The organism is Pseudogulbenkiania sp. NH8B, assembly GCF_000283535.1.
Classification (GTDB): Bacteria; Pseudomonadota; Gammaproteobacteria; order Burkholderiales; family Chromobacteriaceae; genus Pseudogulbenkiania; species Pseudogulbenkiania ferrooxidans.
The window spans coordinates 3,949,865-3,970,707 of the sequence record NC_016002.1; the positions used below are offsets into that span (position 1 = coordinate 3,949,865).

Consider the following 20,843-nt stretch of genomic DNA (forward strand, 5'->3'; position numbering starts at 1 on the left):
CAACCTCCAGAAACGACATGGCCGCCCTCGCTCACGCGACGGCGGCCATGCTGCTGTCCGGCGGCAACGAAGGACGACGGCCTCAGCCCAGCTTGGCGCGCAGCGATTCCAGCAGCGCCTGGCACTCGGCGTCGGTGCCGACGGTGATGCGCAGGAACTGCGCGATGCGCGGCGCGTTGAAGTGGCGCACGATGATGCCCTCGCCGCGCAGCGCGGCGGCCAGGGTGGCGGCGTCGTGGCCGGGGTGGCGCGCGAACACGAAGTTGGCGGCCGACGGCAGCACCTCGAAGCCGAGCGCTGCCAGCCCCGCCGTCAGCGCCGCGCGGCTCGCCATCACGGCGCGGCGCGTGCTGTCGAAATGTTCCTCGTCCTCGATCGCGGCGGTGGCGCCGACGATCGCCATGCGGTCGAGCGGGTAGGAGTTGAAGCTGTTCTTGACCCGCTCCAGCGCGTCGATCAGCGCCGGGTGGCCCACCGCGAAGCCGACGCGCAGCCCGGCCAGCGAGCGCGACTTGGACAGGGTCTGCACCACCAGCAGGTTGGGATGGCGCTCCACCAGCGCGATGGCGCTGTCGCCGCCGAAGTCGATGTAGGCCTCGTCCACCACCACCACGCGCTGCGGCTGCGCCGCCAGCAGCGTTTCGATCGCGTCCAGCGCCAGCAGGCGGCCGGTCGGGGCGTTGGGGTTGGGGAAAACGATGCCGCCGCACGGCACGAAGTAGTCGTCGATCCGCAGGCTGAAGTCCTCGGCCAGCGGCACGGTGCGGTAGTCGACGTCGTAGAGCTTGCAGTAGGTCGGGTAGAAGCTGTAGCTGATGTCCGGGAACAGGATCGGCAGCTCGTGCTTGAGCAGCGCGCAGAAGGCGTGCGCCAACACCTCGTCCGAGCCGTTGCCGACGAACACGTGGGCTGGGGTCAGGCCGTGGCGGCGCGCGATGGCGGCCTTGAGCGGCGTGGCGTCCGGGTTGGGATAGAGGCGCAGCGACGCGCCCAGCTCGCGCCCCATCGCCTCGATGGCGCGCGGCGACGGCGGGTAGGGGTTTTCGTTGGTGTTGAGCTTGATCAGGCGCTGGTGCTGCGGCTGTTCGCCGGGGGTGTACGGCGTCAGGCGGGAAACGGTGGCACTCCAGTATTGACTCATGGCGGGTCCGGGATGACGGGATGGATGGCTAGCAAACCTCCATCGTAACAAACGGCGGGCCGCTGCGGCAGCGCCGTTCGTCCCGTCAGCGCTCTAGCCGGCGCAAGAGCTTGGCGCCGTAGGCGCCGTCCGCGCTCACGGTCGGCAAGCCGGCGTCGCTCAGGCGCTGGTTGAGCAGCGCTAGGCGCTTCAGTCCGCGCGCGAGCACCTCGCCCTCGGCGCCGTCCAGCGTCAGCGCCAGTTCCACCGCCTCGCGCCGCGCCGCCAGCTCCGGCGGCAGGTAGCCGGCGTTCTTCAGGATGCGCCAGGCCATGCGCTGCTCGGGCGGCACCAGCGGGCTGATGTCGTCCTCCGGCAGCGGCTGCCCCTCGCCCGCCAGGTGGCTCAGCTCGCCCTTCTCCGCCGCTTCGGCCAACCTTTGTTCTCCGATCAGCGCCAGGATATCCATGCCACGCCCTCCTCTCCCCTGAATGCTAGCGCGGACAGGGGCGGGAAGACAGCATGAAAAAAGGGGCCGAAGCCCCTTTGGTGATCTTGCCAACAATAGCAAACAAGAGAACCTGTCCCAGTAGGCGAGCGAGCCAAAGCAGGTTGAGCGCCGCCAGCGCGCAGGAACCGGAATGTACATGGAGTACATGAGGATCATGGCTGAGCGAATCCCTCGCGCAGAGCACTGCCGGCGCTCAAGATGCACAGGCACAGCCGCCTAATGGGATGGGTTACACCGCGATGGCCGCAATCGCCGACTTCGCCGCATGAATCGCGGTGGCGCGCTTGTCTTCGCCCATGTTGACCGCTTCGGCACGCACGAACTCGATGTCGGTGATGCCGAGGAAGCCCAGCACGGTCTTCAGGTAGTCTTCCTGGAAGTCCATCAGGCGACCCTGTTCGGTGGAGTAGACACCGCCGCGGCTGGAGGCGATCAGCACCTTCTTGCCGCCGGCGAGACCGACCGGGCCATTCTCGCCGTACTTGAAGGTGCGGCCGGCCACGGCGACGCGGTCGATCCAGGCCTTGAGCTGCGACGGGATCGAGAAGTTGTACATCGGTGCGCCGATCACGATCACGTCGGCGGCCAGGAACTCGGCGATCAGCTCTTCCGACAGCGCCTTCTCGCTGCGCTGGGTGGCGTTCCAGTCGGCTTCCGGGGTGAAGTTGGCGCCGATGATCTCGCCGGACAGGTGGGCGATCGAGCTACCAGCCAGGTCACGGTAGCTGACTTCGATGGCCGGGTGCTGGCGACGCACGTTGTCGACCAGGGCGGCGGTCAGCTGACGCGAAACGGAGTTGCCGGCGAGGATGCTGGAATCGAGGTGAAGCAGTTTCATGGTGGTGCTCCTGTAAAAAGTGGGTACAGGTGCATGGTAGGTTTTATCGCCAATCGCCACTAGACGGCTAAAATAAGAAGCATTGTTCCACTCATAGGACAATCGTCATGCGCGATCTCAACGACCTGCTGTTCTTCGCCAAGGTAGTCGAACACGGTGGCTTCAACGCCGCCTCCCGCGTGCTGGGGATTCCCAAGTCGCGCCTGTCGCGGCGCGTGGCCGGGCTGGAGGAACAGCTCGGGGTGCGCTTGCTGCAGCGCACTACGCGCAAGCTAGCGCTGACCGAGGTCGGCGCCAGTTTCTACGACCACTGCCAGGCCATGTTGGCCGAAGCCGACGCAGCCGAAGAGAGCGTCTCGCGCGTCACCGCCGAGGCACGCGGCCTGATCCGGGTGAGCTGTCCGGAGCTGCTGGCCAAGACCGAGCTGGGTCCGCTGCTGCCGCGTTTCATGCAGCAGCACCCGCAGGTACGGCTGCTCTTGGAGGCGACCAACCGCCGCGTCGACCTGATCGAGGACGGCATCGACGTGGCGATCCGGGTGCGCAGCGTGATCGAGGACAGCGCCAGCCTGGTGGCGCGCCGGCTCGGCATCGCGCGCCAGGTGCTGGTGGCGAGCCCGGCGCTGCTGCAGCAATACGGCACCCCGGCGAGCCCGGCCGAGGTGGCGCGGCTGCCGGCGCTGTCGATGAACTGGCCGGACGGGCGCGGCCATCTCGCCCTGCTCGACGCGGTCGGCCACGACTACAGCGTGCAGATCGAGCAGCCGCGCCTGATCACCGACGATCTGATGGTGCTGACCGAGGCCGCCGAAGCCGGGCTGGGCGTGGCGCAACTGCCGGTGCAGCTGTGCCATGCCGCGCTCGCGGCGGGCCGGCTGGTCCGGCTGCTGCCGGACTACATCATCCCCGGCGGCATCCTGCACGCGGTGTTCCCGAGCCGGCGCGGGCTGGTGCCGGCGGTGCGCGCCTTCATCGACTTCCTCGCCGCCGAGCTGGTGCCGCCCGGCCATCCGGGCTACGACCGCCTCGGTTAAGGAAGCTCTATTTGCTGAATAGCATTGACCGTTCAGCACCTGCTTTCAACGTGTAACGAGCGGTCGTCAGCGAGGGGCGGCTGGAGCGCAGGAACCGGAATGGACACGGAGTCCATGAGGATTCCAGATCGCTGAGCAAATCGAAGATTTGCACGCAGTCCACCCAACCCGAGATCACGACCGCGCAGTCACGTTGAAAGCAGGTTCTCACACCGGCATCTCGTCGGCCAGGGGCTCCGCCGGCTGCAGGTGCAGCCACGACGACCACAGCACCCCGCCCAACAGCAGCAGCATCGCCAGTCCCTCGAACGGGCGCGGCCAGCGCCACTCGTAGAGGAAGCCGTAGAACAGCGCGAACAGCGTCTCGAACACGATCAGCTGGCCGCTCAGGGTGAGCGGCAGGCGGCGGCTGGCGGCGTTCCAGAAGCCGGTGCCGAGCACCGAGGCCCCCAGCGCCACCGCCACCGTGATGCCGGCGAACAGTCCCCAGTCGCGCCCGGGCGCCGCCGGCACCGACAACGCCAGCCAGCCCGCCGGCAACGCCAGCAGCAGCGCCAGCGCGCCGGTGCACACCCCGGTCAGCAACGACCACTCGTGGCTGTTGAAGCGCGGGTGGCGGCGCAGGTAGCGCGCATTGGCCACCGCGTACCAGGTCCACGACACCAGGGCGGCGACGGCGCAGGCGAGACCGCCGAGCTTGACCAGCCAGCCGGCGCCGCCGTGGGCCGGGTCCGGCGCGTAGAGGAACACGTCGAGGTTGATCGCCGCCACCCCCGCCATGATCAGCGCCAGCGGCCAGACCAGCGCGGAGAGGCGCAAGGCGCCGTGCTCGCGGCTGCCGATCAAGGTGGTCAGCACCGGCAGCACGCCGATGATGAGCGAGGTCGGCGCGATGCCGACCAGTTGCACCGCGCTGATCAACAGCACGTAATAGATGATGTTGCCGATCAGCGAGAGGCGCAGCAGCGCCAGCCAGTCCTCGCGCTGCAGTTTCCCGCGCACGCTGCGCCACACCGGCCACAGCATCAGCCACGACACCACGCCGTAGCTCAGGTAGCGGCACGAGGCCAGCTCCAGCGGCGAGAACGCCGACAGCGCGCGCGGCGCCAGAAACACCATGCCCCACAGGGCGCCGGCCGCGAGGCCGTACAGCACACCTTGAATCACCATCACTCCCGTTGGTCCGTTGCGGCCCGGCGCGCGCACGCGCTCGGCCCCATTACGTCCGGCAGTGTAGTGAAGGAAAGAGAAAAAATCTGTCGCGGGGCTACGCCGGCTTGGCGCGCGACTCCGCCCGCGCGGCACGGCGCAGCATGCTCGGGGTCTCGCCGTACTCGCGCACCAGCGCGCTGGTGAAGGCGCTCTGCGAGGCGTAGCCGGTGCGCGCCGCCACCTCGCCCACCGGCAGCGCGGTGGTGGTGAGCAGCAGGCGCGCCAACCGCAGGCGGCGCCGGCGCACGTACTCCATCGGGCGCAGCCCGGTCTCGGCGAGGAAGCGTTCGTGGAAGCGCGACGGCGCCAGCCCCGCCTGCTCGGCCAGGTCGCGCACCTGCAGCGGATGGCCGCAATGGCGGTCGATGAAGGCGTCGAGCCTGGCCAGCGGCAGGCCCGGCAAGGCCAGCGCCGGCTGGGGCTGGGCCAGCCCGGCCAGCAGCAGGGCGGCGCCGTGGCGGCCGATGGCCTGGTCGTCGAGCGACGGCAAGGCCGCCAGCCCGCTCACCAGCGCCCCCAGCGCCGGCGTCAGCGCCCGCGTTCCCGGGGTGTCGAGCAGGCGGCGCGCGGCGTCGGCACCGCTGCCCAGCAGGCGCGCCAGCGCGTCGGCATCGGCGGGGACATCCAGCACCAGGCAGGAGCTGGCGCCGTCGCCGGCGAAGGCGTGACGGCAGGCGGAGGGAATCACCGCCAGCTGCTGCGCCGCGATGCGCCCGCCGCGTCCTTCCACGTCCACCTGCAGCGCGCCGTCCAGCCCGAACACCAGTTGGGCGTGGTCGTGGCTGTGAGCCTGCGTTTCGGGCAGGTAATGGCGGACGGACAGCGAGGGATTCATCAGGCGAACGGCGTAGCGATGGCGGATAGACGCTAGTCTGCCTGACAAGCGCGCCGAGGAGAACCGTTACGGCATCGGGAACGTGGCCGCCGCGGCGGCCAAGGCATCAGCGCGGGTGGAACAACTCGCCGCGCGCGGCCCTCGGCGGGGAAAAGAGCAGCGCAGCAACCGCAATGGACAGGGCGTACATGAGGATCATGGCCGAGCGAATCTCCACCGGAGACTCACCCGTACAGGGCAGCGCATGCGCCCCGACCAGGGACGCGCAGCCGATTGATTCACACGTGCTCAGGCCGGCTGATCCGCCCACTGCAACAGGCTCGCCAGCAGCGCGCGCAGCACCGGCTGCACCCGTGCCGCCCGTGTCTCGTCGTAGGCGTACGGCGCCTGCTCTTCCATGTAGGTGGCGAGCGACAGCTCGAGCTGGATCGCGTGCACGTCGTCGCCCGGCTGGCCGTAGGCGCGGGTGATGTAGCCGCCCTTGAAGCGGCCGTTCAGCACCGCGCTGTAGGCCGGGAAACCCTGCGCCACCGCCAGCAGGCGTTCGCCCAGGCCCGCGCCGCACGAGGCGCCGCCGGCGCTGCCCAGGTTGAAGTCGGGCAGGCGGCCCTCGAAGAAGCGCGGCACCTCGGAGCGGATCGAGTGCGCCTCCCACAACAGCGCCACGCCATGCTCGGCCTGGATGCGTGCCAGTTCGTCCTGCAGCGCCTGATGGTAGGGCCGCCAGTAGCGCTCGACGCGGCGCTCGATCTCGGCGCTGTCCGGCTCTTCGCCGGCGCGGTACAGCGGCACCTTGGCGAAGGTGTCGACCGGGCACAGCCCGGTGGTGTCCTGCCCCGGGTAGAGGTTGGCGTTGTCCGGCGGGCGGTTGAGATCGACGACGTAGCGCGAGTAGCGCGGGATCAGGATCGACGCGCCCAGCGCGGCGGCGAAGTCGTACAGCCGCGGCAGGTGCCAGTCGGTGTCGTCCAGCTCGGCCGCCACCGGCGCCAGGCGCCCGGCGAGTTCGGCCGGCAGCTCGGTGCCGACGTGCGGCATCGAGATCAGCAGCGGCGCGCTGCCGCGCTGCAGGGTGTAGATCGGGGTATCCATTATTCGAATTCCGTCCCAAATGGTTGAGGATCAGCCCAGCAGTTCGGCCAGGGCTTCCTGATAGCCCCGCGCCGCGGCCGCCTCGGAAACGTGGCGCCGCTCGGCGACGATGCGCCGCCCGCCGGCATAGACGTCGCGGATCGGCGTCTCGCCGTGCTGGCAGAACACCAGCCCGGCCAACAGCTGCGACTCCGCGCGCTGCGCCAGGTTGGGGTGCTCGGCGTCGAGCACCAGCAGGTCGGCACGCTGCCCCGGCGCCAGACCGGCCACCGGCCGCCCGGTCGCCTGCGCGCCGCCGGCCACCGCCTGGGCGTAGAGCCGGTCCGCCACCAGCGGGGCGTCGGCGCTGGCGAGCGCGTTGCGGCGCCGGTCGCGCAGGCGCTGGCTGTATTCCAAGAGGCGCAGTTCCTCGACCAGCGACACGCTGACGTGGCTGTCCGAGCCGATGCCCCAGTGACCGCCGGCGGCGAGGTAGGCCACGCCGTCGAAGATGCCGTCGCCGAGGTTGGCCTCGGTGGTCGGGCAGATACCGGCCACCGCGCCGCTCGCCGCCAAGTCGGCGGTTTCGTCCGGCGTCATGTGGGTGGCGTGCACCAGGCACCAGCGCTCGTCGAGCGGCTGGTTGTCGAGCAGCCAGCGCACCGGGCGCTTGCCCAGCTCGGCGACGCAGTCGTCGACCTCCTTGGTCTGCTCGGCGATGTGGATGTGGATCGGTGCGCCCGGGTCGGCGCCGTGCAGGCCGCTGCGCAGCGCCTCCAGCGTGGCCGGCGTGACGGCGCGCAGCGAATGCGGCGCCACGCCGTAGCGCAGGCCGGCGTGCTGTGGATGATCGCGGCGCAGGCGAGCCAGCAGATCGAGCATCCAGTCGGTGCTGGCGATGAAGCGTGCCTGCTCCGGCAGCGGCGGCTTGGCACCGAAGCCGCTTTGCTGGTACAGCACCGGCAGCAGCGTGAGGCCGATGCCGGCGTCGGCGGCGGCGGCGATCAGGCGCTCGCCATGCTCGGCCGGGTTGGCGTAGGGCTTGCCGTTGGCGTCGTGGTGCACGTAGTGGAACTCGCACACCGAGGTGTAGCCGGCCTTGGCCATCTCGACGTAGAGCTGGCGCGCCACCGCCTCCAGCGTGTCCGGCGTCAGCCGCGCGGCGAAACGGTACATCAGGCTGCGCCAGCTCCAGAAGCTGTCCTGCGGGTGGCCGAGGTACTCGGTCAAGCCCGCCATGGCGCGCTGGAAGGCGTGCGAGTGCAGGTTCGGCATGCCGGCGATCACCGGCCCGGCGGCGCGCTCGACCCCGGCGGGCAGGACCGCGTCGGGCTCGACGGCGGTCAACAGGCCGTGCGCGTCCCAGGAGAGCAGCACGTTACGGCGCCAGCCCTCGGGCAGCAGCGCGCGTTCGGCAAACAGGGAGTGGGTGGAAAGTGTCATCGGCCAACCTCAAGAACGGTCTGAAGGGGTGAGCGGCAGCAGGCGGATGCTGACGGCGAGCAGCGCGCCGTCGCCTGCCACGCGGCAGGCGAGCGCGGCGGCGCCGGCGTCGAGGCGCAGGGTGTCGTCGGCCTCGAGCGCAATCGGCGCGTCATCGCCGAGAGAGACCTCGACCCGGCCCTGCGCGCAGAACAGCAGCACCACGTCGCCGTCGAGCACGTGCCGGCCGGCCCCCTGCCATACCTCGACGCGGCCCTGGGCGGCGTCGCGGCGCAGCATCAGGTTGAAGTCGCGCGTGGCGCCGCCGGGCAGGGTGGCGTCGATCGGGGTCTCGCCGGCAAAAGCAGCCAGATCGAGCGGACGGGCCAGGGCGTGCACCGTGCCGTCGTCCTGATGCAACACCATGCCGTCGCCGGAGAGCAGCACCAGGGTGCGGTCGACGCCGGGGAAACGCGAGAACGGCCCGGCCGCCGCGACGTCGGCCAGGCTCACGCGCCAGACGAAATCGTCCATGCCGGCCCCCTCGGGGAACACGGCGATCTCGCGTGTCACCCCGCCGCCGTTCTTCCACGGCCGCGCCTCCAGCGCCGCACGGCGGATCAGCGTGTAACAAGGGCGACGACCCGGCACCGTCGCCGTGTCGCCGGCGTCGTGCTGCGGCTTGCTCATCTGGCTTCTCCCGTCGGGCGACCGCCAGGGCGCCCTAATGTCTATACAAGTTCAGCCAGTGTAGCGCAGCTCTATTGTCTATACAAGTGCGCCACCGCCGTGCCGGTGCGCCGGCAGCCAGAACGGGAAAAGCCGCCTCAGAAGCGCCCGCTGAACTGGAAGCGCGAGCCCGGGTGCCACAGCATGACGTCGGTCGCCACCTGATCGTGCGCCCAGGTGCGGCGGTGCAGCACCAGGCAGGGGTCGCCGATCTCCATCTGCAGGCGATGGCGCGCCACGGCGTCCGGCAGACGCGCGGTGATGACGTACTCGGCGCGCTGCAGTGCCGCCTCGCGCGTCATGTATTCGTTGGGGGTGATGGTGTGGAAGTCCTGCTCGAGGTAGTGCGGGTACAGACGCGGATTGACGAAACGGTCTTCCAGCTGGATCGGCACGCCGTTCTCGAAATGCACGATGCGCGAGTGGAAGGCGTAGGCGTCGGCCGGCAGTTCCAGCGCCGCCAGCGCCTTGGTGTCGCTGGTGCGCTCCAGGATCAGCACCTCGCTGCTGTGCTGGTCGCCGCGGCCCTTGATCTCCTCGGCGATGCTCTTGATCTCGATCAGCGTCGACTGGTACTTCTGCCCGGTGACGAAGGTGCCCGCCCCCTGCACCCGGTTGAGCACCTGCTCGGCGGTCAGCTCGCGCAGCGCGCGGTGCACCGTCATGCGCGACACCCCGAACTGCTTGACCAGTTCGTGCTCGGACGGGATCAGGCTATCCATCGGCCAGGCGCCGCTCTCGATCTGGCGGCGGACGTAGTCCTTGATTTGCGCGTAGGCGGGAACGGGTTTGGTAGCGGTGCTGGACATGGAGGCGCGCTCTCGGCGTAAGGAAACGATGTCCGACACTATAGCACGCGCCCAACTTGTCTAGACATAACCGTCCCCGGCCGCCGGGCTTCGGCCAACCCGGCGCGCCGCTAGTCGCGGCGGCGCAGCTTGATCGTCAGCGTCAACCCGCCCTCGCCGTCATCCAGCGAGTGGAAATTCTGCAGGCCGAGCGAGGACGGCAGCAGCATGCTCACGCCGTGCCCCACCCCCACCTTGCTCAGGGTGCGCTCCAGGCGCCGCGCCATGCCCTGCGCCGGCACCGCCGCCTCGTCGTCGAGCGCGAAGCCGTACGACTCGGCCGCGCTGTCGAAAGCCTGGTCGACCTGCTGGCGCGGCACGAAGCGCTCCGCCACCTCGCTCACCTGGCCCGCCGACACCGCCTCTTCCGCCTGGCACAGCGCCAGGCATTCGTCCTTGAAGCGCGCCTGCGCCAGCGGGTCGTCGATCTCGCCGGAGATCTGTTCCAGCACCTCGGCCACCATGCGGCTGCGCGAGGCGGTATCCGGCACGCGCAGCGCCTGCAGGAAGTCGTCGAGCCAGAACTTGGCCTGCTGGCCCAGGCGGTCCACGGCGTACACCGTCGGCCCGTGCTCCAACAGCAGCGCGCCCTTGTCGATCAGGCGCGGGTTGATGCCGGAGGCGTGGCCGAGATCGAACACCGCCCCCGACTCGATCACGGTCAGGAAATCGTCGCGGATCTCCGACTTGAACACCCCCAGCGCGCGCTGCGGCTCGTCGCCGTCGGCGAGCCCGGAAAACAGCACCACCAAAAGGTCGCCGGCGCTGATGTTGGGATGCTGCGAGCGCGCGTAGAGATGACGCGCAATGCGCCGCGACAGCTCGAGAAAATCCAGCTCGTCGCGGAAGAACTGGCGCGAGTAGTGATAGAGCTCGTTGAGGTTGAGGTCGGACTCGTGCACGAACTGGTACTTCTTCTTGTCCGACACGATGCCCTTGAGGTAGCCGTCGAGGATCAGCGCCGACACCCCGTCGTCGGCCGCGGTGGTGCGCTCCGACAGCTGCAGCGGCTCGCCGCGCGCCGGATTGCCCACGCGATGCACCACCAGCCGCTCCACCCTCGCCTCACCGATCACCATGCCCGTCTCCCTGTTCGCCAACGAGCCGCGATTATTGCCGTCGCCTCCGCCCGTGGCAAGCGGCGCGCTCACGCGGCACGGGGCGACGGGCGGTATCGCGCCATGGCTGCGAGCAGGCCGAAACTCAACACCGCCGAACAGTAGAAATAGCCTGCCGGCCCGAGTCCGTCCATGAACAGCGACACCAGCAGCGGGCCGGCGATGCCGCCGGCGGCAAACGCCAGCAGCAGCACCGAACTGGTATCGATGCGCGACTCCGGCGGCATCACGTCGTTGACGATGGCGCTGGCGACGCCGTACAGGGTGAAGGTGACGCTGACGTAGGCCAGGATCAGCCACAGCATCCACGCCGTCTTGCCGCTCAGCGCAATCGCCAGGGCGATGGCGCCGATGGCCAGGCACAACCGCGCCAGCAGCGTGCGCCGGTCGACCTTGTCGGACAAGCGCCCCACCGGCCACTGCAGCGACAGCGCCGCCAGCATCGACAAGCCCATGAACTCGGCGATGTCCGCCTCGCCGTAACCGTGACGCGCGAAGAACACCGGGATCATGGTGTAGAACGCCCCGCTCAGGCAGCCCGCCACCAGCGTTGCGCCGAGCCCGATCGGCGCCAGCCGCGCCATCTGACGCACCGTGGCAAGCAGGCGGAGAATGGTTTCGAGCAGATTGGGCGACACCCCCAGATGCGTCCCCGGCGTGGTCAGCGTCACCGGAATCGCCGACAGCGCAAACAGGATGCCCACCACGCTGAACAGGCTGCCGCTGGCCGACAACGGCACGTTCAGTAGCCACTGCCCGGCGCTGATGCCGAGATAGCCCGTGATCATGTACACCGACATCACCTGGCCGCGCAGATGGTTGGCGGCGCAGCCGTTGAGCCAGCTCTCCATCACCATGAAAATGCCTACCAGCGCCATCCCGGTCAGCAGGCGGCACAAGGCCCACAGCCAGGGGCTGACCCCGAGCGACTGCGCCAGCGCCACGCAGGTGATGGTCGCCGCCATCACGGCGAAGGCGCGGTGATGGCCCACCTGGCGGATCAAGCCGCCGCAGGCGAAGGTGCCGGCGAAGAAGCCGACGTAATACAGCGACTGGATCAGGCCGGTCAGCGTGGTGGACAGACCGCTGCCGATCAGGCGCAAGGCGGTCAGCGTGGTGAACAGGCCGTTGCCGGCCATCAGGATGGTATAGCCCAGCAGCAACGCCGCCACCGAGCGCAAGACGGTGCGCCAGCCACCCACGGCCGACGCCTGTACAGGAAAAGTCGTCATCAGGAATACAAACTCAAAGCCCCCGCCCGGGCGGGGACGCATTGCAAAGATGCGCACGCCCATCCCGCCCGCGACCACCCTCGGGCCAGCGGCGGCCGGACAGGCGTAGGCATGCCCTCATCATGGCCCTTGTTTCGTCCAAGACATGTCTCAAAACGACGACTTATTGCCTTGCGACGACCTCCATTGCCCCGCTGCGTTCACCGCCAACGCTGCCGCAGGCGGCGCCAAAGGCCGAACGCCACCACCAGGGCGGCGATCAGCAGCAACGCCCCCTCCTCGTAACGCTTGATATCGGCAAACAGCCATTGCAGCGCGTGCCCGAACAGGAAACCGGCACCGGCGACCAGCAGCGCCCAGAGCGCCGCGCCGATCAGGTTGAGCACGGCAAAACGCCACACCGGCACCCCGCTCATGCCGATCGCCATCGGCCCGACCACGCGCAGCCCGTACAGGAAGCGCACGCCGATGATCAGCGCGGTGTGAAACCGCTGCAGCAACCGGCTCGCCCGCTGCGCTCCCGGCTTCCAGCCCGGGAAACGCTCCAGCAGCGCCGTACCGTAGCGCCGCCCCAGCAAAAAGAAGGTCTGGTCGCCGAGCGTGCCGCCGCACAAGGCGAACGCGACCACCCAGAAAAACGACAGATAACCCTGGTGCGCGGCAAAGCCCGCCAGCACCAGCACGGTCTCGCCTTCCAGCAGCGCCCCGACGAACACCGCCAGGTAACCGTACTGCACGAGCAACTGGGTCAATGTCATCGCCTATCCCCCGCCTGGCCGCCATCCGGCCCCGGCACCCGCACCGGAAAAGTCACCCCGGCCGGACCCGCCGTCCACGCCGGCCCCCCAGCAGCAGCAAGGCCGACAGCGCGAACACCGCCCCGGCGTAGAAGGTCGTGGCTGAGCCGTGCACCTGCCACAACCAGCCCGCGATCACGCTGGCAAACAACATGCAGCCGCCACTTACCAGGTTGAATACGCCGAACGCCGTGCCCTTCAGCCCGCCCGGCGTGGTGTCGGCCACCAGCGTGGCCAGGATGCCCTGACTGAACCCCATGTGCAGCCCCCACAGCGCCACGCCGGCCAGCAGCCCCGCGACCGAGCCCGCCCGGGCCAGCACCAGGTCCGCCAACACCAAGAACAGCAGGCCCACGCCCAGCAGGGCGGTGCGGCTCATGCGGTCCGACAGCCGGCCCACCGGATAGGCCGCCAGGCTGTAGACCAGCGACATCACCACCATCACCGCCGGCACCCAGGTGGCCGACAAGCCCAACTGCTGGGCGCGCAGCACCAGGAACGCCTCGCTGAAGCGGGCCAGCGTGAACACCGCGCCGATTCCCACCACCCACCAGTACGACGCCGGAAACTCGCGCAGCACGCGCCAGTGGATCGGCGAGCGGAAACGATGCGCCGACGGGCCGTGCCCGGGTTCGTCCACCCCGGCCACGATCAGCGCCACCGCCACGGCGGCGGGTGCCACCGCGAACCACAACACCAGCGGAATATTGCCAGCGAAAGCCGCCATCAGCGCGATCGCCAGCAAGGGGCCGAGAAACGCTCCCACCGTGTCCATCGACTGGCGCAGGCCGAAACAGGCGCCGCGAATCTCAGCCGGCGCGATATCGGCCACCAGCGCATCGCGCGGCGCCCCCCGGATACCCTTGCCGATGCGGTCGAGAAAGCGCGCGACGAACACCGTTTCGGCCGAGGTGGCGAGCGGAAACAGCGGCTTGGTCAGCGCCGCCAGCCCGTAGCCTGCCAGCAGCAGACCCTTGCGCCGGCCGATGAAATCGCTGATGGCCCCGGAGAAGATCTTGACGATCAGGGCGGTCGCCTCGGCGATGCCTTCGATCACCCCGATGGTCAGCGCACTGGCGCCGAGCGTCCCGGCCAGGAACAGCGGCAGCAGGCTGTGGGTCAGCTCCGACGACACGTCCATGAACAGGCTGACAAAGCCCAGCGCCCACACCGTGCGAGGTATCGCGGGCGTCGCCACGGGCATTTTCAGCGCGCCGGGCTGGCGCGAGGGTTGGGTCGACATGCGAGGCGCCTCGAAAAAGAAGTGGCTGTCCGGTCCGGCCACGGAAGGCCCGCCGGCCCTGGCGCAGCGGCCCTCCCCGGGGCGTTCGCAGCAGCCAGCCGTTGCAGGCGAAGTGTAGGCAAGACGCGAAACGAACTCAAACACGGAAGGCGGGTGCCTGGCCACGCGGCGGCACCCAGGCCCTCACCGTCCCTGTCCTGCCAGCTGCTGCCCCAGGAAATCCAGGAAACAGCCAATGCGCGCCGCCAGCCCGGTGTTGCGGTAGTACACCGCGTGGATCGCCTGCCAGGTCTCGATCGTGGCGTCGGCCAGCACCTCGACCAACTCGCCGCACTGGCGGTCCTGGCGGGTCATGAAATCCGACAGGCAGGCGATGCCCTGCCCGGCCAGCGCGAGCTGGCGCACGGTCTCGCCGCTCGATGCAGACAGCGCCGGGGTGATGACATAGCCCGACGACTCCTGCCGCCGCAGCGGCCAGGTGTTCAGCGACGACGGCGCGGTGAAGCCGATCAGCGCATGCCGTGCCAGCTCGTCGACCTGCTGCGGCACGCCGTGCCGTTCCAGATAGGCCGGCGCCGCCACCAGCCTCAGCCGGAACTGCCCGAGCGGCCGGGCGTGCAGCGAGGAGTCCTGCAACGTGCCGATGCGGATCGCCACGTCGGTGCGCTGCTCCAAGAGATCGATGATCTCGTCGCTGGTATTCAGCTCCAGCTCGATCTCCGGGTAGCGGGCACGAAACGCCCCCACCAGCGGCACCACCGCGTGCAGCATGAACGGCGAGGCTGCGTTCACGCGCAGCCGCCCGGACGGCCGCTCGCGGCGGATCGCCATCTGCACCTCGGCCTCGTCGATGGCGCCGAGGATGCCTCTAGCGTGGGACAGGAACAGCCGCCCCTCCTCGGTCAGCTCCAGTCGGCGCGTGGTGCGGTTGAGCAAGGTGGTGGCGAGCTTGCCCTCCAGCCGGCTCAAGGCCCGGCTCACCCCGGACGTGGTCTGCCCCAACTGCTCGGCCGCCGCCGTGATCGAACCGGCATCGACCACACGGACAAAGGCCAGCAGCTCTTCGGTCGTGGTCTTCATCGTTGACTTTCAGTCAAATATCTTCTGCATCAGACCGTATTTTTCTGCAAGAGTAAAGCCGCGACACTCTGCACTCCTCATTCAACCGGAGTGCTCATCATGCCGATCGCCCTCTTGGCGCTGACAATCAGCGCCTTCGCCATCGGGACCACCGAATTCGTCATCGTCGGGCTGATTCCGACCATCGCCGCCGACCTCAAGGTCAGCCTGCCCTCGGCCGGCCTCTTGGTCAGCCTCTACGCGCTCGGCGTCGCCGTCGGCGCCCCGCTGTTGACCGCGCTCACCGGCCGGCTGCCGCGCAAGCAACTGCTGCTGGCGCTGATGGCGCTGTTCACCGTCGGCAACCTGCTGGCCTGGCAAGCACCGGGCTATGCCTCGCTGATCATCGCCCGCGTGCTGACCGGGCTGGCGCACGGCGTGTTCTTCTCCATCGGCTCCACCATCGCCACCGGCCTGGTGCCCAAGGACAAGGCCGCCAGCGCCATCGCCACCATGTTCACCGGCCTCACCGTGGCGCTGGTCAGCGGCGTGCCGCTGGGCACCTTCATCGGCCAGCACTTCGGCTGGCGCGAAACCTTCCTCGCGGTCTCCGCGCTGGGTGTGATCGCCTTCGTCGGCAGCCTGCTGTTCGTGCCCGCCACCATCCGCCACAGCCCGCCGGCCTCGCTGCTGCAACAGCTCGGCGTGCTGCGCCAGCCGCGCCTGTTGATGGTGTACGCCAAGACCGCGCTCGGCTACGGCGGCTCCTTCGTCGCCTTCACCTTCCTCGCCCCCATCCTGCAGCAGGTCTCCGGCTTCAGCGCCGGCGCGGTCAGCCTGGTGATGCTGATCTACGGTGTCTCGGTCGCCATCGGCAACATTTGGGGTGGCCGCCTCGCCGACCGCCACGGCCCGATCCACGCCCTGCAGCGCATCTTCCTGCTGCTCTCCGGCGTGCTGTTGCTGCTGACCTTCACCGCCCCCCACCCCTGGCTGGCGCTGGCCACGGTGCTGCTGTGGGGCGCGGTGGCCTTCGGCAACGTGCCCGGCCTGCAGCTCTACGTGGTGCAACAGGCCGAACGCCACGCCCCGCACGCGGTGGACGTCGCCTCCGGCCTCAACATCGCCGCCTTCAACCTGGGCATCGCCGGCGGCGCCTGGGGTGGCGGGCTGATCGTGGCACACGCCGGCCTGATGACCACGCCCTGGGTCGGCGCGCTGGTGGTACTGCTGGCGCTCGCCATCACCCACTGGAGCGGCCGCCTGGACCGCCGCGCCGGCCAGACCACCAGTGTCACCGCCTCGTGATACCGGCGGCATCACGCCTAGCCTTCCCTTGACCGTTCACTACTTAAGGAGATTGTTCATGACCCTTCCCGCCATCGGACTGGGTACCTTCCGCCTGCAAGGCCAGCACGTCATCGACTCGGTGTCGATGGGCCTCGAGTTGGGCTACCGCCACATCGACACCGCCCAGATCTACGACAACGAGGCCGAGGTCGGCCAGGCGCTGGCGCACAGCGGCGTGCCACGCGACGAGGTCTTCGTCACCACCAAGGTGTGGACCGAGCACCTGGGCCGCGACCAACTGATCCCCAGCCTGAAGCAAAGCCTCGACAAGCTTCGCCTCGACCAGCTCAACCTGGCGCTGATTCACTGGCCGTCGCCCGACGACGCCATCCCGGTGGCCGCGTACATGGAAACGTTGGCCGAAGCCAAGTCGCAGGGGCTGACGCGGCAGATCGGCGTCTCCAACTTCACCATCCGCCACCTCGAACAAGCCATAGCCTCGGTCGGCGCCGAGGAAATCGCCACCCAGCAGATCGAGCTCCACCCCTTCCTGCAAAACCGCCAGGTGGCGGCGTTCTGCCGCGAACACGGCCTGCACCTCACCGCCTACATGCCGCTGGCCTACGGCAAGGTGATGCAGGAGCCGGTGTTGCAGCGCATCGCCGCCCGGCACGACGTCACCCCGGCGCAGATTGCCCTCGCCTGGCTGCTGCAACAGGGCTGCTCCGTGATCCCCTCCTCGACCCAGCGCGCCAACCTGGCGGCCAACCTGCAGGCGCAGGCCCTTAGCCTGAGCGAGGACGAGCAGCGGGAAATCGCCACGCTGGAGCGCGGCGAACGCCTCGCCAATCCCGACTTCGCCCCGCGCTGGGACTAGCCGGCACGCCCCCGGACCGGGCGATCACACCCGGCGTGCACTGACCATGTCGGCCCTCCCGGGAGCGGCGCGCCAGGCAAACCCGGCGTACCGGCTAGAGCGTCGTCGCCAACTGGTGCAGCTCGGCCACGGTCATCGTGAACACCAGCGGGGTGTCGCCCTCGTTCGCATAGTGATGAGGAACGTCCGTCCTCGCCACCGCCGAGCACCCCGCCGGGACGATCAGGTCGGTTTTATCCACCCTCATCGTCAATTGCCCCTGCTCCACATGGAACAGCTCGAAGGTTCCCTGCGGATGCCCGGGCGATTCAAACAGCTCCCCCGGCTGCAGCTCCCAGCGCCAGAGCTCGATCATGTTAGGCCCCGTGGTGCCCGCCAGCAGGCGGGCCGAGCCCCCCTTGGGGCCCGTCCACAACGTCGGAATGTCCTGGCCATCGATCAGCCGTGCCGCTGGGGCGCTGGCCACGTCCACGATATCCGCCACCGATACCCCGAGCGCCGCCGCAATCTTGCAGAGGATGGCGATGCTGGGATTGGCGATGCATTTCTCGATCTCCACCAGCATGCCCTTGCTCACGCCCGCGCGCCGCGAGAGCTCGTCCAGCGACAGTTTCTGCTTTTTTCGATGTTGTTTGAGCTTGGCGGCGACCGCCTGGCTGACCGAGTGGACATCGGCGCCCGAATCGGTCGGTATATTGACTTTTTTGGTCATTGGTCGGCAAAATGAAATAAATCGGTCATTAAAGGATTCTCCGATGTTCCCCGTCACGCCGTCAATCGATCCCGCCATCGCCAACCTGGCCCCCGGGTTCCGCGCCCTCAGCATCAGCGTCGAAGCGGCTCCCATCGTCAATCCTGAGCTGGCGGCCGAGGCCCTGAGCCGTGCCTGCCGGTCGCTGGCCGCCACCAGACCCGCCTGGGCCGAGGCACATCTATCGGCCTGGGCCGAGGTGTTCCGGCAGTTCGGCGCCAAGCCGCAGCGCACCCCGTGTTCGGCCGAAGCCTTGTGCAAGCGGGTGCTGCGCGACGGCAGCCTGCCGAGCATCGACCCGGTGGTCGACCTGTACAACGCCATCAGCATCGACTACGCCGTCCCGGTCGGTGGCGAAAACTTCGCCTCCTACGTCGGCGTCCCCCGGTTGGTCATCGCGGATGGCACGGAACGCTTCGACACCCTGAAAGACGGCGCGCCGGCCCATGAATCCCCCGAGGCCGGGGAAGTCGTGTGGCGTGACGACGTCGGGGTGACATGCCGGCGCTGGAACTGGCGCCAGGGCGTCAGAACCCGGCTGAGCGCGGAAGCAAAACAGATGTGGTTCATTCTGGAGAGCTTGCCGGCGATGCCGCTGGACGCGCTGTACGAGGCGGGCGATCGCTTGGCCCAGGGGCTGCAACTCATGATGCCCGGCGCCGCCATCGAATCGACGCTGATCGGCGTCGAGCCCCGCTAACCGACACAGGAAGCCGACCATGCTGCCATCCCTCACCCTCCTGCTCGCCGCCACCCTGCTCGCCATCACGCCGGGGCCCGGCATCGCCTATGTCGTCGCCCGCACTGCGGCCGGCGGCCGGGCCGAAGGCATCGCTTCTTCGCTGGGCACCGCCGTCGGCGGCATGGTGCATGTCCTCGCGGGCGCGCTGGGCTTGTCCTTGCTGATCGCCCAGTCGGCATGGGCCTACGCGGTGGTGAAATACCTTGGGGCGGCTTATCTGATGTATCTCGGCATCCGCCTGCTGGCCTCCCGAGCAGCAAGCCCGGAAGCTCCGCTCGTGCAGCGGGCCGGAGCGGGCAAGGCGTTGCGGGACGGCATCATCGTCGAAGTGTTCAACGTGAAGACCGCCCTGTTCTTCCTGGCCTTCATTCCGCAGTTCGTCTCCGCCCGGCAGCCGCTGGCCCCTCAGTTCATCCTGTACGGGACCCTCTGCGTGCTGCTCAACAGCCTGGTGGACCTGATCGCCGTTGCTGCCGCCAGCCTCATTCTCGCCTCCGGCACGGCCAAGGCCGCCAAGGCGCGGCTGCTGTCCCGCCTGTCCGGCGCCACCATGCTGACGCTCGGCGTTCTGGTCGCCGTAGCGAACCGGAACGGTTAGCCCACGTCGTCCTTCTCACCCTATCGAATACAGGGCGGCGCGAGTCCGGCAGTGCGCCCGCTCGCTCAGCCCGCCATGGAATCGATACATGTACCTGCCCGCTCATTTCAACGAGTCCCGCACTGACGCCCTGCACCAATGCATCGCGCAGCACCCGTTCGGCGCCCTGATCACGCATGGCAAGAACGGACTGGATGCCAACCATATCCCGTTTGAACTGGCGGCGAAGGAAGGCGAGCTGGGCGTACTCAAAGCCCATATCGCTCGGGCCAACCCGCTCTGGCAGGACGTCGCAAACGGCGCCGAAGTGCTGGTGGTGTTTCGGGCCGGCGAAGCGTATATCTCGCCAAACTGGTATCCAACCAAACACGAGTCGCACCGGCAGGTGCCGACCTGGAACTACATCGTCGTCCACGCCTATGGACGAATCCATTTCCACGATGACGAGAAGTACGTGCGCGGCGTGGTCGCCCGGCTGACCCGCAGGCATGAAGCGTCGCAATCCACCCCATGGAAGATGACCGACGCGCCCAGGGACTACATCGATTCCTTGCTGCAACGGATCATCGGGCTGCAGATTGACATCACCCGCCTCGTTGGCAAGAGCAAGCTTGGCCAAGATGAAGAAGCGCGCGACATCCTGGGGGCCGCCCATGCACTAAAAGAATGTGGAAACCATGACCTGGGAGACGCGATGCTCGCCGCCATGGCCGGAAACGGGGGTTAGCATCGCCGATGCTGGATCGAGCAAGGCGCAACCGGCAAGGAGTTCTATAATTTTGCCTGTCAGCAGGTCGAACAACGGGGCTGGAAACTGAATCTGGACCTTTCGGGCCACCGCATTGCCGATTTTCCGCATGCTTCGGTCTATGAGGGGGCACTGGCGGAGGTGGATTTCAGTCCGTCACGGCTGCTGTGGGTGCTGGAGATTCATATTCGCCATCCCTCGGAACCATACGGTGCGTTCTTCGAGGACTTGCTGCTTGAAGATGACTATTTCATCTGAGCCTGGTCAAACCGGCACTGAATCATTCGGTACTCACCACTCGTAGCCGTACGATGCAGGTGCAGGTAACCTGAAAAGGAAAAGGGGCCAATGGCCCCTTCTCCTTGTTCAGATTCCGACGAACTTTATTCGGATCCGACAGACTTTATTTGCTCTAGTTGTTCACGGACAATAAAGTTAGATCACAAAAAGAATACAACTCATTGTTTCACAAAGACACCACTAGCTTTTTATTAAAATAAAGTTGTTCCAAGGAAGAATCATCAAACCCTATCACATCCAATTATGCCAACAATAAAGTTGTATCTTTGACTCCAAAGCGGACTCGAACCCGCCGGTCAACCCTTGCATGGCACATACAGTTCGTCTTGCACCACAGGACCTTCGCCCGAGTCTGGGTTCCTGTAGAAGCAGCATGCTCTCCTTAGTGGGCATTCGCTACACCTCGGCATCCTTGGCCGACATATGGCTGCCGCGAGATCAAGCATTGCCCAATTGATCTCTATCGGA

The 20,843-nt window shown here is 68.0% G+C and carries 21 protein-coding genes and 1 other RNA gene; 6 read left to right on the top strand and 16 right to left on the bottom strand.

The window, feature by feature from the left end:
- Nucleotides 1-82: 82 nt before the first annotated feature.
- From hisC to NH8B_RS18270, 3 genes are all read right to left on the bottom strand, one after another.
- Nucleotides 83-1,141 (bottom strand): histidinol-phosphate transaminase, encoded by a 1,059-nt coding sequence (gene hisC, locus NH8B_RS18260; RefSeq protein WP_014088572.1) that lies wholly within the window; start codon nt 1,139-1,141, stop codon nt 83-85.
- Nucleotides 1,142-1,226: 85 nt separating this feature from the next.
- A complete protein-coding gene (locus NH8B_RS18265) occupies nt 1,227-1,589 on the bottom strand; it encodes a DnaJ family domain-containing protein (RefSeq protein WP_014088573.1) in 363 nt (120 codons plus the stop codon).
- A 271-nt stretch (nt 1,590-1,860) separates the two neighbouring features.
- On the bottom strand, nt 1,861-2,469 hold the full coding sequence (locus NH8B_RS18270; protein WP_014088574.1) for an FMN-dependent NADH-azoreductase: 609 nt from the start codon (nt 2,467-2,469) through the stop codon (nt 1,861-1,863).
- 107 nt (nt 2,470-2,576) lie between these two features.
- Here NH8B_RS18270 and NH8B_RS18275 point away from each other — a divergent pair, with 107 nt between their 5' ends.
- Nucleotides 2,577-3,503 (top strand): LysR substrate-binding domain-containing protein, encoded by a 927-nt coding sequence (locus NH8B_RS18275; protein WP_014088575.1) that lies wholly within the window; start codon nt 2,577-2,579, stop codon nt 3,501-3,503.
- 40 nt (nt 3,504-3,543) lie between these two features.
- Here the strand turns inward: NH8B_RS18275 and NH8B_RS20290 are convergent.
- The 12 genes from NH8B_RS20290 to NH8B_RS18330 form a co-directional block, all read right to left on the bottom strand.
- Nucleotides 3,544-3,619: non-coding RNA, sX9 sRNA (locus tag NH8B_RS20290), on the bottom strand.
- Nucleotides 3,620-3,710: 91 nt separating this feature from the next.
- Nucleotides 3,711-4,673 (bottom strand): DMT family transporter, encoded by a 963-nt coding sequence (locus NH8B_RS18280; protein ID WP_014088576.1) that lies wholly within the window; start codon nt 4,671-4,673, stop codon nt 3,711-3,713.
- Nucleotides 4,674-4,770: 97 nt separating this feature from the next.
- Nucleotides 4,771-5,550, bottom strand: a complete 780-nt coding sequence (locus NH8B_RS18285) for an AraC family transcriptional regulator (RefSeq protein ID WP_014088577.1) — start codon at nt 5,548-5,550, stop codon at nt 4,771-4,773.
- A 288-nt stretch (nt 5,551-5,838) separates the two neighbouring features.
- A complete protein-coding gene (hutG, locus tag NH8B_RS18290) occupies nt 5,839-6,642 on the bottom strand; it encodes an N-formylglutamate deformylase (protein WP_014088578.1) in 804 nt (267 codons plus the stop codon).
- 30 nt (nt 6,643-6,672) lie between these two features.
- Nucleotides 6,673-8,064: a formimidoylglutamate deiminase gene (locus NH8B_RS18295; RefSeq protein WP_014088579.1), complete on the bottom strand. Its 1,392-nt coding sequence runs from the start codon at nt 8,062-8,064 to the stop codon at nt 6,673-6,675.
- Nucleotides 8,065-8,073: 9 nt separating this feature from the next.
- On the bottom strand, nt 8,074-8,733 hold the full coding sequence (locus NH8B_RS18300; RefSeq protein WP_014088580.1) for a HutD/Ves family protein: 660 nt from the start codon (nt 8,731-8,733) through the stop codon (nt 8,074-8,076).
- A 137-nt stretch (nt 8,734-8,870) separates the two neighbouring features.
- A complete protein-coding gene (gene hutC / locus NH8B_RS18305; RefSeq protein WP_008952179.1) occupies nt 8,871-9,581 on the bottom strand; it encodes a histidine utilization repressor in 711 nt (236 codons plus the stop codon).
- 110 nt (nt 9,582-9,691) lie between these two features.
- Nucleotides 9,692-10,699 (bottom strand): nucleoid-associated protein, encoded by a 1,008-nt coding sequence (locus NH8B_RS18310; RefSeq protein ID WP_008952178.1) that lies wholly within the window; start codon nt 10,697-10,699, stop codon nt 9,692-9,694.
- Between the two features lie 68 nt (nt 10,700-10,767).
- The gene (locus NH8B_RS18315) at nt 10,768-11,970 is read right to left on the bottom strand and encodes an MFS transporter (protein WP_232503501.1); all 1,203 of its coding nucleotides are present in this window, start codon (nt 11,968-11,970) and stop codon (nt 10,768-10,770) included.
- Nucleotides 11,971-12,170: 200 nt separating this feature from the next.
- Complete coding sequence (locus NH8B_RS18320) at nt 12,171-12,728, bottom strand: DedA family protein (protein ID WP_014088582.1); 558 nt, start codon at nt 12,726-12,728, stop codon at nt 12,171-12,173.
- 52 nt (nt 12,729-12,780) lie between these two features.
- Nucleotides 12,781-14,010, bottom strand: coding sequence for an MFS transporter (locus NH8B_RS18325; protein WP_014088583.1), 1,230 nt, complete (start codon nt 14,008-14,010; stop codon nt 12,781-12,783).
- A gap of 183 nt (nt 14,011-14,193) precedes the next feature.
- A complete protein-coding gene (locus NH8B_RS18330; RefSeq protein ID WP_014088585.1) occupies nt 14,194-15,090 on the bottom strand; it encodes a LysR family transcriptional regulator in 897 nt (298 codons plus the stop codon).
- Nucleotides 15,091-15,189: 99 nt separating this feature from the next.
- Here NH8B_RS18330 and NH8B_RS18335 point away from each other — a divergent pair, with 99 nt between their 5' ends.
- Together NH8B_RS18335 and dkgB are read left to right on the top strand one after the other, a co-directional pair.
- Nucleotides 15,190-16,377 (top strand): MFS transporter, encoded by a 1,188-nt coding sequence (locus NH8B_RS18335; protein ID WP_014088586.1) that lies wholly within the window; start codon nt 15,190-15,192, stop codon nt 16,375-16,377.
- A 58-nt stretch (nt 16,378-16,435) separates the two neighbouring features.
- Nucleotides 16,436-17,236, top strand: coding sequence for a 2,5-didehydrogluconate reductase DkgB (gene dkgB / locus NH8B_RS18340; protein ID WP_014088587.1), 801 nt, complete (start codon nt 16,436-16,438; stop codon nt 17,234-17,236).
- A 94-nt stretch (nt 17,237-17,330) separates the two neighbouring features.
- Here the strand turns inward: dkgB and NH8B_RS18345 are convergent, their stop codons facing one another.
- Complete coding sequence (locus NH8B_RS18345; RefSeq protein ID WP_014088588.1) at nt 17,331-17,948, bottom strand: helix-turn-helix domain-containing protein; 618 nt, start codon at nt 17,946-17,948, stop codon at nt 17,331-17,333.
- A gap of 43 nt (nt 17,949-17,991) precedes the next feature.
- Between NH8B_RS18345 and NH8B_RS18350 the strand changes: the two genes are divergently transcribed.
- The 3 genes from NH8B_RS18350 to NH8B_RS18360 all read left to right on the top strand — a co-directional run bounded on the left by NH8B_RS18350 (nt 17,992) and on the right by NH8B_RS18360 (nt 20,054).
- Nucleotides 17,992-18,687 carry a B3/B4 domain-containing protein gene (locus tag NH8B_RS18350; protein WP_014088589.1) on the top strand — a complete coding sequence of 232 codons (696 nt, stop codon included), beginning with the start codon at nt 17,992-17,994 and terminating at the stop codon, nt 18,685-18,687.
- Between the two features lie 19 nt (nt 18,688-18,706).
- Nucleotides 18,707-19,327 carry a LysE family translocator gene (locus tag NH8B_RS18355; protein ID WP_014088590.1) on the top strand — a complete coding sequence of 207 codons (621 nt, stop codon included), beginning with the start codon at nt 18,707-18,709 and terminating at the stop codon, nt 19,325-19,327.
- Between the two features lie 88 nt (nt 19,328-19,415).
- Entirely contained in the window at nt 19,416-20,054 is a 639-nt protein-coding gene (locus NH8B_RS18360) for an FMN-binding negative transcriptional regulator (protein WP_014088591.1), read from the top strand.
- The last annotated feature ends 789 nt before the right edge of the window (nt 20,055-20,843 follow it).